The 11,855-nt window shown below is 50.4% G+C and carries 12 protein-coding genes; 8 read left to right on the top strand and 4 right to left on the bottom strand.

Annotation, left to right across the window (positions count from 1 at the left end; genetic code table 11):
- Nucleotides 1-82: 82 nt before the first annotated feature.
- From D3P08_RS18695 to D3P08_RS18670, 6 genes are all read left to right on the top strand, one after another.
- Nucleotides 83-541 (top strand): divergent PAP2 family protein, encoded by a 459-nt coding sequence (locus tag D3P08_RS18695; protein ID WP_119601346.1) that lies wholly within the window; start codon nt 83-85, stop codon nt 539-541.
- A gap of 166 nt (nt 542-707) precedes the next feature.
- Nucleotides 708-1,475: an ABC transporter ATP-binding protein gene (locus tag D3P08_RS18690; RefSeq protein WP_119601344.1), complete on the top strand. Its 768-nt coding sequence runs from the start codon at nt 708-710 to the stop codon at nt 1,473-1,475.
- Nucleotides 1,447-3,306 (top strand): ABC transporter permease, encoded by a 1,860-nt coding sequence (locus tag D3P08_RS18685; protein WP_119601342.1) that lies wholly within the window; start codon nt 1,447-1,449, stop codon nt 3,304-3,306. Before D3P08_RS18690 ends, D3P08_RS18685 begins: the two co-directional genes overlap by 29 nt.
- A gap of 135 nt (nt 3,307-3,441) precedes the next feature.
- Nucleotides 3,442-3,927 carry a glutathione peroxidase gene (locus tag D3P08_RS18680; RefSeq protein WP_119601340.1) on the top strand — a complete coding sequence of 162 codons (486 nt, stop codon included), beginning with the start codon at nt 3,442-3,444 and terminating at the stop codon, nt 3,925-3,927.
- A gap of 31 nt (nt 3,928-3,958) precedes the next feature.
- Complete coding sequence (locus D3P08_RS18675) at nt 3,959-4,630, top strand: response regulator transcription factor (RefSeq protein ID WP_119601338.1); 672 nt, start codon at nt 3,959-3,961, stop codon at nt 4,628-4,630.
- Nucleotides 4,627-5,631 (top strand): sensor histidine kinase, encoded by a 1,005-nt coding sequence (locus D3P08_RS18670; protein WP_119601336.1) that lies wholly within the window; start codon nt 4,627-4,629, stop codon nt 5,629-5,631. The genes D3P08_RS18675 and D3P08_RS18670 overlap by 4 nt, the downstream gene beginning before the upstream one ends.
- Here the strand turns inward: D3P08_RS18670 and D3P08_RS18665 are convergent.
- Both D3P08_RS18665 and D3P08_RS18660 read right to left on the bottom strand, forming a co-directional pair.
- Nucleotides 5,615-7,591, bottom strand: a complete 1,977-nt coding sequence (locus D3P08_RS18665) for an ABC transporter permease (RefSeq protein ID WP_119601334.1) — start codon at nt 7,589-7,591, stop codon at nt 5,615-5,617. The two genes, D3P08_RS18670 and D3P08_RS18665, sit on opposite strands and share 17 nt — an antisense overlap.
- Complete coding sequence (locus D3P08_RS18660; RefSeq protein ID WP_119601332.1) at nt 7,588-8,334, bottom strand: ABC transporter ATP-binding protein; 747 nt, start codon at nt 8,332-8,334, stop codon at nt 7,588-7,590. Before D3P08_RS18660 ends, D3P08_RS18665 begins: the two co-directional genes overlap by 4 nt.
- A gap of 178 nt (nt 8,335-8,512) precedes the next feature.
- Between D3P08_RS18660 and D3P08_RS18655 the strand changes: the two genes are divergently transcribed.
- Together D3P08_RS18655 and D3P08_RS18650 are read left to right on the top strand one after the other, a co-directional pair.
- Nucleotides 8,513-8,791, top strand: coding sequence for a hypothetical protein (locus D3P08_RS18655; RefSeq protein ID WP_119601330.1), 279 nt, complete (start codon nt 8,513-8,515; stop codon nt 8,789-8,791).
- 25 nt (nt 8,792-8,816) lie between these two features.
- A complete protein-coding gene (locus D3P08_RS18650) occupies nt 8,817-9,686 on the top strand; it encodes a YitT family protein (protein ID WP_420819046.1) in 870 nt (289 codons plus the stop codon).
- Between the two features lie 57 nt (nt 9,687-9,743).
- Here the strand turns inward: D3P08_RS18650 and D3P08_RS18645 are convergent, their stop codons facing one another.
- A complete protein-coding gene (locus D3P08_RS18645) occupies nt 9,744-10,949 on the bottom strand; it encodes an SLC45 family MFS transporter (RefSeq protein WP_119601326.1) in 1,206 nt (401 codons plus the stop codon).
- Complete coding sequence (locus D3P08_RS18640; RefSeq protein ID WP_119601324.1) at nt 10,946-11,692, bottom strand: glycerophosphodiester phosphodiesterase; 747 nt, start codon at nt 11,690-11,692, stop codon at nt 10,946-10,948. The genes D3P08_RS18645 and D3P08_RS18640 overlap by 4 nt, the downstream gene beginning before the upstream one ends.
- Nucleotides 11,693-11,855: the final 163 nt, after the last annotated feature.

Below are 11,855 nucleotides of genomic sequence, written 5' to 3'. Positions count from 1 at the left end.
CACTGACTGAACATGATTATGTTACGTATGAATGCTTTCGAAGTATTTTTGCTGACGCAAAAATTTAAGGAGGTCATTATTTATGCCTAATCGAGGTTTGACGACGGCGCTTGTAGCGGTAGCGGCCGCACAGCTGTTAAAGGTGCCTTGGCATTACCGGAAAACGGGAAAATGGGATTACCGGAAAATAGTCGGTTCGGGCGGCATGCCGAGCTCGCATTCAAGCGGGGTTACCGCGCTTGCGACGTATACGGCGACAAAGTTCGGCATCCGTACGCCGGAGTTTGCGATTGCCTCCATGCTGGGTATTGTCGTGATGTACGACGCTATGAACATTCGCCGGCACGCGGGAGAAATTGCAATCCAAGTCAACGATTTGGATGCCGATGTGGAACGGCTCGCCGGCCATCATCCGGGCATATACCATAAGCGCCGAAAGGAGAAGCTGAAGGAATCGCTGGGCCATCAGCCGGGCGAGGTTGCGGCCGGCGCGCTGCTCGGCGCTTGCATTGGACTACTCGGAGCGCTCACTTCAAAATAAAAGGAACCCGGCAGGCTTGAAGCTTGCCGGGTTATTTTTTATGGAAAGGGAACCGAACCTTACACCCCTGTAAGATAACTGAAAGAATAATCGATAGTTAAAGCGCGGCAGGCGGCGGTATGCTAGTAATAGATCCAATGAAAGAAACGGAGAGGAGATTTTACGTATGCTGCATGTCAAACAGGTGAGCAAAGTCTATGAAGGAAAAGTCACATATAACGCTTTAACGGATATCGATTTAACGATTCAACAGGGTGAATTTGTTGGTGTAATGGGGCCTTCCGGAAGCGGGAAAACGACGCTGCTTAATATTATCGCAACGATTGACGAACCGACGGCTGGCGATGTTTTGATAAACGGAAACAACCCCCACCGTCTAAAAAAGGAGGAGCTGGCCAAATTTCGCCGCCGCGAGCTCGGCTTCGTTTTTCAGGATTTCAACCTGCTTCATACGTTGACGGTAGAAGAAAATATCGTGCTCCCGCTAACGCTGGATGGCGGCAAAGTGGCGGAAATGAAACAAAAAGCGTATGACATCGCAGGCAAGCTCGGCATAACGGGAATTATGAAAAAGCGGACGTATGAAATTTCCGGCGGACAAGCGCAAAGAACGGCGATTGCCCGAGCGATGATCCATTCGCCTAAGCTGCTTCTTGCCGATGAACCGACCGGGAATTTGGATTCCAAAGCTTCCAAGGATGTGATGGAAATGCTTGAATCCATCAACCGGAACGAGCGGACGACCATGATGCTTGTCACCCATGATGCGCTGGCGGCAAGCTATTGTAACCGGGTCGTATTTATTCAAGACGGAAGGCTGTATACGGAAATTCGTAGAGGAGACAACCGTCAAGCTTTTTTCCAGAAGATTATCGACACACTTGCTTTGTTGGGGGGGCACGCCAATGACCTTTCGTCAATTCGCGTTCAATAACGTCGCCCGAAATAAAAGGCTGTATGCCGCCTATTTCTTAAGCAGCATGTTCACGGTTATGGTTTTTTTCACGTTTTCCATATTCGCTTTTCATCCTGCGCTGAGCGGAGATGATATGAACAGCAGCGTTGCGCAAGGCATGAATATTGCCGCGGGCATTATCTATGTGTTCTCTTTCTTCTTTATCCTTTATTCGATGAGCTCCTTTTTGCAGTCGCGAAAGAAGGAATTCGGGCTGCTGATGATCCATGGGATGTCGATGAAGCAAATCCGCTCCATGGTGTTTCTTGAAAATATGATCATCGGATTTTTTGCTACGCTAGGCGGTATTGTGCTTGGGCTGGTCTTTGCAAAAGCCATATTGCTGCTGGCCGAGAATGTGCTGATTATCGATAACAAGTTAAATTTTTATATCCCGTCACAGGCGGTTGTTCTAACCTTTGTATCCTTTATCGTTTTGTTTTTCTTTATTTCCGTCTTTGTTTCCTTCGTGCTGCGAAGCGGAAAGCTGATCGATTTGCTCAAAGGAGACAAAAAATCAAAAGGGGAACCGAAGGCCAGTTTGTTGTTAACCCTATTAGCGGCCTTATTGCTTGGCGGGGGCTATGCGATTGCGTTCGTCGTGAAGGGGATGCTTGTCATTGCCGCGATGCTGCCCGTGACTGTAATGGTGATTATCGGCACGTATCTGCTTTTTACGCAATTAAGCGTCTTTGTCATCCGGCGGCTAAAGAACAAGGAGTCTTTCTCCTGGCGCCATACCAATATGATTCTGTTCTCCGATCTCTCTTACCGGATGAAAGATAATGCCCGGACGTTCTTTCTTGTGGCCATTATCTCCACTGTTGCGTTTAGCGCAATCGGGACATTATACGGCTTTCAAACCTTTTTGAGCGCAGGCATCGAAAAAGCGAACCCGAACACGTTCACTTATTACGGGGATGAGCAAGAAGAGCAGGATGTTGCGCGGATTAACGCGACGCTGCAGGAAGAACATATGAAGGCGAACAAAGCGCATGCCGAGCTTCACTATTACGATGCAGCGGGCGATTCTGTGCTGATTGTAAAACAATCCGATTACAACCGCTTTGCGGAGCTGATAGGCGAAGAGACGGTTAACGTCAAGGACGGACAAACGTTCCTTGTGAAGTCAGAAGCCTTAACGTTTGGACTGCCAAATAAGCAGCAGAATCGGGCGATTGAACTAGAGTCAGGCGTTGTGCTGGACCAGGAGGAAATCTTGCAATCAAGCGCTTTGCCGTCGTCGGACTATTATATCGTCTCGGACAACGATTACGAGAAGCTTCCCGCCCCGGCTGACATTAAAAGCTACCATGCCTGGCAAGCGACGGAAGGCAAGCAGCATGTTCTCTCGGCCGCGGAAAAGCTGTATCAGCAATTGCCGTATGAGGTGACTTCCGGCGAATATGACATTTACCAATTAAATAAAGGGTATGGACCGATTATGTTTGTCGGATTGTTTATCGGCATCGTCTTTTTCGTCTCGGCCGGAAGCTTCCTTTATTTCCGCCTGTATACGGATGTGGATGGAGATAAACAGAAGTTCAAAATGATTGCGAAGATGGGTCTCAGCGAAAAAGAACTGAAAAAGGTGCTCACCCGGCAAACGGCGATTTTGTTTTTCGCTCCGATTATCGTTGCGCTGATACACGGGGCAGTCGCATTGACGGCGCTATCCCACCTATTCTTCTATAATCTGGCCAAGGAATCCGCGATTGTGCTTGGCGTTTTCCTCCTTATACAAATCATTTATTTTTTCGTTGTACGGCTGTTCTACACGAAGCAGATTCAGGCTGCGGTCCACCTATAGATTACATTCGAAGGGTTTCGGGGGAAGCAAGGCTTGCTCCGGAGCCCTTCATCATTTTGGGAAGGAACACGGATTTGATGGCGCTCGCGAATTCTCTTACAATGGAGATAGATCTAGTAACCGAGGGGGATTCCTATGTCCATTTATGACATCGAGGTCAAAACCATCCAAGGAGAGACGCAGACGCTTGCTTCCTACAAAGGCAAGGTTCTGCTCATCGTCAATACGGCGACGGGCTGCGGATTTGCGCCGCAGTTCAAAGGACTGCAACTGCTGCATGACAAGTACCGCGATCAAGGCTTCGCCGTGCTGGGCTTTCCGTGCTCACAGTTCGCGAATCAGGAGAAGGAGCATGACCGCGATATCGTGCAGGCATGCGAGATTAACTTTGGCGTAAACTTCCCGTTATTTTCGCGCATTAATGTGAACGGCAGCGACGCTCACCCGTTATTTCAATATTTGACGAATGAAGCGCGCGGCGTGCTCGGGTCGAAGTCGATCAAGTGGAACTTTACGAAGTTTCTGGTCGACCGTGAAGGGAATGTGGTGAAGCGTTACGGCTCTACGGAGGAGCCCGAGAAGCTCGAAGAGCCTATAAAAAAGCTGCTTGCGAAGGTATAAGGTGATAGTGGCTTAAAAGGGGGGAATCGGTTTGTTCCGCATCATGCTGGTAGAGGATGACGAGAAAATTCGCGGTATCGTGACCGATACGCTTCGTAAGTGGAAATACGAAGTGTTCGAGGGGACGGATTTCGAACGGGTGCTGGAGGATTTCAAGGAGCACCAGCCTCACTTGGTGCTGCTTGATATTAATTTGCCTGCCTTCGACGGGTATTATTGGTGTCAGCAAATTCGCGCCGTCTCTCATGTGCCGATTATTTTCCTCTCCTCCCGCGATCAGAACATGGATATTATTATGGCAATGAATATGGGCGGCGACGATTATGTGCAGAAGCCGTTCGATTTGTCCGTGCTTGTGGCCAAGATCAGCGCGGTCTTAAGACGCAATTATACGTATCAGGACGATGGGCTGAAGCTGCAGCACCGGGAGCTTGCATTCAATCTCGCGAATTCAACCGTACAGCTGGACGGCGCTGTCGCGGAATTGTCGCGCAACGAATCGATTATTTTGCAGCTGCTCATGCGCAATGCAGGCAAAATCGTATCGCGCGAGGAATTGATGCAGGCGTTATGGCATGACGACCAATTTGTCGATGACAATACGCTTACCGTTAATGTCAATCGTCTTCGCCGGAAAATCGCGGAGATGGGACGGGATGATTTTATCGGGACTCGCAAAGGAATGGGGTACATCGTCGAATGAGATTTTTGCGGTTTCTTGCTTATGAACGGTCTTATTTGTATTTGTGCGCGGCCAGCTATGCGCTTGCAATCGGTATATTTTATGCCGATCCCCGGTCGAAATGGCATTGGGACACGTTTTGGTATGGAGCGGCGCTCTGGATCGGGATGTCGGCTCTTTTTTTTATTTATCGCTATTACCGGACGGAACGCTCCCTCTCTCGTATGGGGGATGAGGATACGGAACCGATGTCGCTGGAGTCGGAAGGCTACCGGAAGGAGCTGCAGAGGAAAGAGACCGCGCATATTCGGGCGATGAATGAAGCGCAGGCTAAGCAGCGGGACACGTATGACTTTATCGTGTCATGGTTTCATGAGATTAAGACGCCGATTGCGGTGCTGCGGCTGCTGCAGCAGACGAAGCTGGATCCGGCAAGCGTCGAGGAGGAGCTGAGCCGCATCGAGCATTATGTCGATATGGCGCTTTATTACGCCAAGCTGGACAGCTTCCATCAGGATTATGCGATCGGCACGCGCGAGCTGGAGCCTATTGTCAGGAAAGTTGTGAAGCAATATGCAAAGGCGTTTATTTCCAAAAAAATAAAAATGTCCATGACGCTTGGCGGCGTTGAGGTGCATACCGATTCGAAGTGGCTTGAATTTATTGTGAGCCAGCTGCTGTCTAACAGCCTCAAGTATACGGAAGAAGAAGGCGAGATTACGATAACGGCAAGCGTAACGGGGAAAGAGAAGCTGCTTACGGTGCGGGATAACGGCGTCGGCATCGAAGCCGCCGATTTGCCTCGCATTTTCAATCGGGGCTTTACCGGAACGAACGGGCGGACAAAGGTGAAATCGACGGGGATGGGCCTGTTTCTTGCGCAGGAGCTTTCCCGGAAGCTGGGGCATTATTTGACGTGCCGATCCTCTCCCGGCAGCTTTACGGAGATGACGATCCATTTCCCGATCAATCATGATCCCTATTTGGACGCGTTAACCGGAAGCGCTAAGGCTTCCGGTTGACGATCCGGCTGTATACGTTGACGGCGGACGAATAAAGCAGAAAGTAAATGAGGAAATAAGCAAGCATCGTTCCTGCGATGATGCCGGTTATATGCTCGTAGCCCTGGACGGATTCGAGGATGTAGGAATCGATAATTAGCCAGCTGTGCAGAAGACCAAGAACAAGCGGCGGAGCAAAAACGAACAGCAGCTGCTTCCGAATCGTGCTCACAATGTGACGGTGCTGGACGCCGATCTTTCGCAATATGCTGTACTGCCGCTGCTCCTCCGTCGCTTCGCGAAGCTGATTGAAATAGATGACGCTCGCAAGCGTGAATAACGCGATAACCGCAAGGAATGCCGCGGAGAACAGCATCAGCGATGAGCCTTCGATTTGTTTGGAATACACATCGGAGAAGGAGGAGTAATACGCGTTCGGATTCGCTTCCTTCACCACGGCATGAACCTGCGCAGACAGCTGCTCCGCGTTGCCTGCATCTTCGATTTCATAAATATGATAGGTACGGACCTCGGCGCCGCCCTGACGAAGGCTGTTATAGACTTCATCCGTTACGACAAGCACGGCTGGTTTCTTGGACATGGACGTGAGAGGATCGCTAGCCCAGCCGAGCAGCGCGTAATCCTTCAGCGCAACTATCGACAATTCGATGGCGTTGCTGCCGCTTTGAATGGGAAAGGCAGGAGCATCGTCTCTGCTATAACTGACGCTCATATCGCGTCCTTGCGACAGCGCGACCGCTTCGTTTCCGCTTAGCTGAACCCGCTCTTCATCTCCTCGAAATTCGATAAATGCCTGGTATACGCTTTGCGGAACCAGCAAAGGCTCCGTTTCGAAATATTCCGCGTTTTCGAACGCGCTCTCCATCCCGGTTCCCGGTGTGACCCTTATGGCCTCCAACGCCCGGTAATCGGTAACGGGATGCTCGGTGGACGACCGGATCAATTGGTCGAGCTCCTTATCTTTGCCGCTCCCTAACGATTCAAACGCAATGTCATTCGGCAAATTAGCAGCCGTCGCGGTAAACTGTACGCTGTAATTGATCGCGACAAATGAAGTGAGCAGAATAAGCGCCGCGCTGAATAACGTAATAAAGCTCAAATTCATGGCGCTGCTGCGCGTGCGGAACCGCAGGGCTGACGTCCACAGCATCTGGTTGCCTTCGAAATAACGCGCTCTCTTCTGCAGACGAAGCAGCATCCAGCCGGTAAATTGGCGGAAAAACAGCCAAGTGCCGGCGATGATGCCAGCGGCAACGAGCGCAAGACTAAGCTGCGCGTGATTCACCCACATATACGAGCCTCTGCCGGCAATGATCAAGCCGTATGCTTCGCCGAGAAGCAGGACGGCAAGCAGCGCAAGCCAAGCCGAGATGCGGGGCGGCTTCTCCATTGCGGCTTTGGCGCGGAAGAGCTCGACGAGCTGCACGCGGCGCGACATCACCAGGTTTTGGACGCTGATGATGACCGCGATCGCGAGAACAACCGCAACCGTAGTTCCGATCGCTTCGATCGGGAAGGATAACGATACGGTCTGGTCATACTCCATCAGCTTCATGAGCAGCATGCCGAACCATTTGGACAGCAGGCCGCCAAGCAGGATGCCGCTGACCAGCGATACGGCGCCTAGCGCAATGGTTTCATAGAACAGCATACGGGTCACTTGACTCTCGCTCATGCCAAGCAGCAGGTAGAGGCCGATTTCTTTTTTTCGCTGCTTCATAAAGAACGAATTGGCGTACAGGATAAAAAATATAATAAATAGAAAGATAGCGGCCGACGCGATCATGACGCCGGTCTGGAAGTTCGCGCTGTTGCGCATTGCGGACAATATATCTTCCTTGAACATTAGCGACGAAAACGTAAAGTGAATGACAACGCCGGCGATCATCGCAAGCAAATAAATGGTATAAATGCGAAAGTTCCGCCTAACGTTTCTGAGCGTCAGCTCCATCAAGCTCATCGGTAAGCCCCCCCAAGCAGGCTTTGCGTCTCCAGGATCCGGTCGAAAAACATTTTCCTCGATTGTTCGCCCGCATACAGCTCATTGACGATGCTGCCATCTCTCAAGAAGATGACGCGCCGACAGTAGCTAGCGGCGTAAGGATCATGCGTGACCATCAATATAGTCGCTCCAAAAGCTTTGTTCAGCTGAGACAGCTCCTCCAGCAGCTCCGTTGCGGAGCGGGAGTCGAGCGCGCCGGTCGGCTCATCCGCAAAGACGACGGCAGGCTTCGTAATGAGCGCTCTGGCGGATGCCGTTCTTTGCTTCTGCCCTCCGGATATTTCGCTCGGGTATTGATCCAGTATCTTCTCAATGTGCAAGGATTGGACGAGAGGCTTCAAGCGATCCTCCATCTCCTGCGTCTTCATCCCTCGAAGCGACAGCGGGAGCAAAATATTTTCCTTCACCGTTAACGTATCAAGCAAATTGTAATCCTGGAAAATAAAGCCCATACGGTCCTGGCGGAATTTCCGAAGCGCTTTTTTGTCCAGATCCAGTAAGGATTGCCCATCCAGCCATACCTCTCCGCCGGATAGTCGGTCGATGGTGGAAAGCACGTTCATGAGCGTCGATTTGCCGGAGCCTGACGGACCCATGATAGCGGTGAATTCCCCGGCGTTTATTGTGAGATCGATGCTTTTGAGCACCTGTGTTTTGCCATAGGTTTTGGTAACTTGGCTTGCGCGTATCATCGCATTCATCTTGTTCTCTCCTTTCTTTTCCTTACTATATATCGATTGCCGGCTTCTATCCATCGAGTTAGCGGTTCGGCAGGTGACGATTCTGTCACTTTGCGTGCGCAGATTTCAAGCCGTGCGTGTCGCTATACATTTTGTGTATAATAAGAATAGTAAACAGATAGGAATGGAGATGCGACAGATGAGCGAGCAGTTGAATGAGAAGGAATTGACCGCATATATCGCCGGCCGCGCAAAGCTGGATCAGAAAGCGATTGAACGCGTGCTGCGGTACGAGCAAGAATATATCGGGAAAGCCAAAGCAGACGAGAACGGGGAAGTCGATATCGACATCGACGACTTGGTGGACTATATACTGAGCAAGCGGGATATCGGGCTTCATGAGCCGCAGGTGGAAGAAATTTTGGAGCTGGAGATGGACTATTTGACGGAGAAAGGATTGGCTGGTTATATCGATTAATTCATCATTATAGGGGGAAACGATATTGGCGCATAAAGAACATAAGAAACTGACATTCACCGAAATAGTAATTCGAGCTGTATTTATAACGATTGGGTCCGTCCTGATGGGCGTAGCCCTAGAGCTGTTCCTTGTTCCGTTTGATGTGATTGACGGCGGCATTGCCGGGGTATCCATTATGTTATCCGCGCTTACGCCTTTGCCGCTTTCCGTGTACTTATTTATCGTTAACGTTCCGTTTCTCATACTCGGCTACAAGCAGCTTGGCAAAACCTTTGCGATTTCCACGTTATACGGCATTACCATTATGTCGATCACGACGGCTCTCCTGCATCATGTGGATGCCTTCCCGGACGATAAGCTGCTGGCGGTTCTGTTCGGGGGGATGATCCTCGGAGCCGGTGTCGGTCTCGTAATCCGGTACGGTGGAGCGCTGGACGGCATCGAAATCGTATCCATTCTCATCTCGAAAAAGCTGCGTATGGCAGTCGGCCAAATTATTATGCTGTTTAATGTCGTCATCTTCCTTATTGCGGGATTTGTGTTTGAATGGTCGTCTGCCATGTATTCGATGGTTACGTATTATATCGCGATTAAAGTCATCGATATCGTTGTAGAAGGTTTAGAAGAATCCAAATCGGTCACGATTATATCGAAGGAATACGAGGAAATCTCCCAATCGATTATGGACCGGCTGGGGCGCAGCACGACGCTGCTTCAAGCGCGCGGAGGGTACTCCGGAGACGAAACGCAGGTCATTTACTGCGTCGTATCCCGTCTCGAGCTGGCTAAATTAAAAAGTATCGTGCATGCTGTCGATGAAAAAGCGTTTATCGCCGTCGAGCATGTGTCCGATGTGATGGGCGGCAATTTCAGCAAAAGCAGCATTCACTAAGGAAAAGGGTTGTCACCGGCCGTGGTTACGGCTTAGGGACAACCCTTTTTTGATGCGCTATGAAACGACGTTTGTTGAAGCATCCGTATGAGCAGACTTTGATAATCCGTTATCCTTCACACCCATTAGGCAGAGCAGGGCCAGGATCATGCCGCCGGACGCGACGGGGAATAAGACCGAGTAGTCGAACAGATCGATCAGTCCGCCCATAAGCGGCGGCGACAAGACTGCGGCTAGGGACGAGGCGATGTAGTAAATCCCCGTTCGTGTTCCGATGCTGCTTTCTTTGCCGAGCGCTACAATAAAAGGATATGAGTTAATGTTGATCAGCGCCCAGAAGACGCCGCCGATCAGCAGGATGACCCGTAGAGCGAGCAGCGATTCTACAAAGGTGACGGATGCGAAGATAATAATCAGTCCGATAATGCCAATCATGATAACCGGCTTTTTCCCAAACCGTCTGCCCAGAAGGCCGCTCGGGATCGCCGCAATAACGAACGCCAGCGAGAAGAAAGCCAGCGAGAAGGAAGCTTGCGATTCCTCCAGCCCAAGGTGGTTTTTGCCGTATAAGGTGAAGAGAGCTTCAACGCCTTGATACGAGAAAAACCAGAAAAAGATAGCGCCAAGCAGAAAGAGAGTCGGCATATTCCATTCCCGCTTATAGCTGGAGAAGGATTGCGATTCGGCGGGCACGTATGCCACGGCATCGCGTTTCTCCCGGATAACAAAGATCAGCGCAGCTAGACAAAGCAATGTCAGAACGGATGATGTAAAGAAAGGCAGCGAACGATGCTGGTCATACAAGAAAGAGCCGGCTCCGAAAGCGATGATCGAACCGATACCGCCCATAAAGTTAATAATGCCATTCGCTTGCGTCCGCTTGTGAGACGGAGTTATATCCGGCATGAGCGCTACAGTCGGCGAACGGTACAAGCTCATGGATAAATTCATGAGCACCATGAACAGGACAAGCAGGAGAAGTCCGTTGTGCCAAGGAATGAGCGCGCCGAACACGGCGGCAAGGGGCATGCCGATCATCAAAAACGGCATCCGCTTGCCAAACCGCGTGTTGGTGCGGTCGCTCTTCCTTCCGATTAACGGCTGCAGGAAGATCGCAAAATAATTATCGAGGGTCATCATGAAGCCGACCAGGCTTATGGTGGTAATATATTTCTCCAGAAAAAACGGAACAAAAGCGTTATATAAAGCCCACGTAATGCTTATGCTGAAAAAACCTAAGCCTAATAGCCAAGTTTTTTTCATTCAGCTGTAGCTCCTCTCTTCGCGAGCAGTGCGTTCAGCCGATCCGGGTAATCCGTAATAATTCCTGAAACGCCGTAATCGAGGAGGCGAACCATCTCGGCTTCATCATTAACCGTAAACGGATGGTAGGCGATACCGTGAGCGGCGGCTTCCGCAACCCATTCCGGGAGAACCGCATATTTGTATGCATGAAGCGCGTCAGCATAGAGTGTAGCGGCATAATCCCATGGCCGGTATAACCCTTCCATATATAAAATGCCGGTTTTGATCTCAGGCGCCAGTTGTTTGCAGAGCGCAAGCGAATAATGATTAAAGCTGGAGATAATGACCTGTTCGCTTAAGTCAAAGGCGCGTACGGCTTCAATCAGCTGCTCCTCGATGCCGGGATAAAACACGACGCCGTTCTTCAGCTCAAGGTTAATGATAGTTCCTTTATCTTTGACGAGCGCGAGCAGTTCCTCAAGGGCGGGAGTTCTCTCATCCGCGAAGGCCGTATCGAACCAGCTTCCCGCGTCCAAAGCCGCAAGCTCCGCATACGTGACATCCTTTACCAAGCGGTCATCGCCGGTTGTCCGCTTCAGCGATTCGTCGTGAATCAGCACGAGCCGGCCATCCTTTGTGCGCTGCACATCTGTCTCTATGCCGTCCGCGCCAAGTTCAAGCGCTTTACGAAACGAAGCCATCGTATTTTCCGGGCAATAAGCGCTTGCACCTCGATGGGCAAAATTAATGGTTTGAATCAAAACGGCCACTTCCTCTCTAATGGTATGTACTTTAGCTTTACGTTCCACTATAGCTCTAAACTGTAAAGAGAGTATCAAATCGCTGCTCCATCATTTGGATCGTAGCATAATCCATTCGGTTGTCATAGTACCATTTCTATATAGAACTGTTGTAAGACTAACA

This window comes from Paenibacillus nanensis, from assembly GCF_003583765.1.
Classification (GTDB): Bacteria; Bacillota; Bacilli; order Paenibacillales; family Paenibacillaceae; genus Pristimantibacillus; species Pristimantibacillus nanensis.
This window is presented reverse-complemented; position numbering and strand designations above follow the sequence as displayed.

Bases quoted from the DNA above. Each gene is read 5' to 3' on its own strand.
- D3P08_RS18695 (WP_119601346.1), top strand. From the start codon at position 83: ATGCCTAATCGAGGTTTGACGACGGCGCTTGTAGCGGTAGCGGCCGCA.
- D3P08_RS18690 (WP_119601344.1), top strand. From the start codon at position 708: ATGCTGCATGTCAAACAGGTGAGCAAAGTCTATGAAGGAAAAGTCACA.
- D3P08_RS18685 (WP_119601342.1), top strand. From the start codon at position 1,447: ATGACCTTTCGTCAATTCGCGTTCAATAACGTCGCCCGAAATAAAAGG.
- D3P08_RS18680 (WP_119601340.1), top strand. From the start codon at position 3,442: ATGTCCATTTATGACATCGAGGTCAAAACCATCCAAGGAGAGACGCAG.
- D3P08_RS18670 (WP_119601336.1), top strand. From the start codon at position 4,627: ATGAGATTTTTGCGGTTTCTTGCTTATGAACGGTCTTATTTGTATTTG.
- D3P08_RS18665 (WP_119601334.1), bottom strand. From the start codon at position 7,591: ATGAGCTTGATGGAGCTGACGCTCAGAAACGTTAGGCGGAACTTTCGC.
- D3P08_RS18660 (WP_119601332.1), bottom strand. From the start codon at position 8,334: ATGAATGCGATGATACGCGCAAGCCAAGTTACCAAAACCTATGGCAAA.
- D3P08_RS18655 (WP_119601330.1), top strand. From the start codon at position 8,513: ATGAGCGAGCAGTTGAATGAGAAGGAATTGACCGCATATATCGCCGGC.
- D3P08_RS18645 (WP_119601326.1), bottom strand. From the start codon at position 10,949: ATGAAAAAAACTTGGCTATTAGGCTTAGGTTTTTTCAGCATAAGCATT.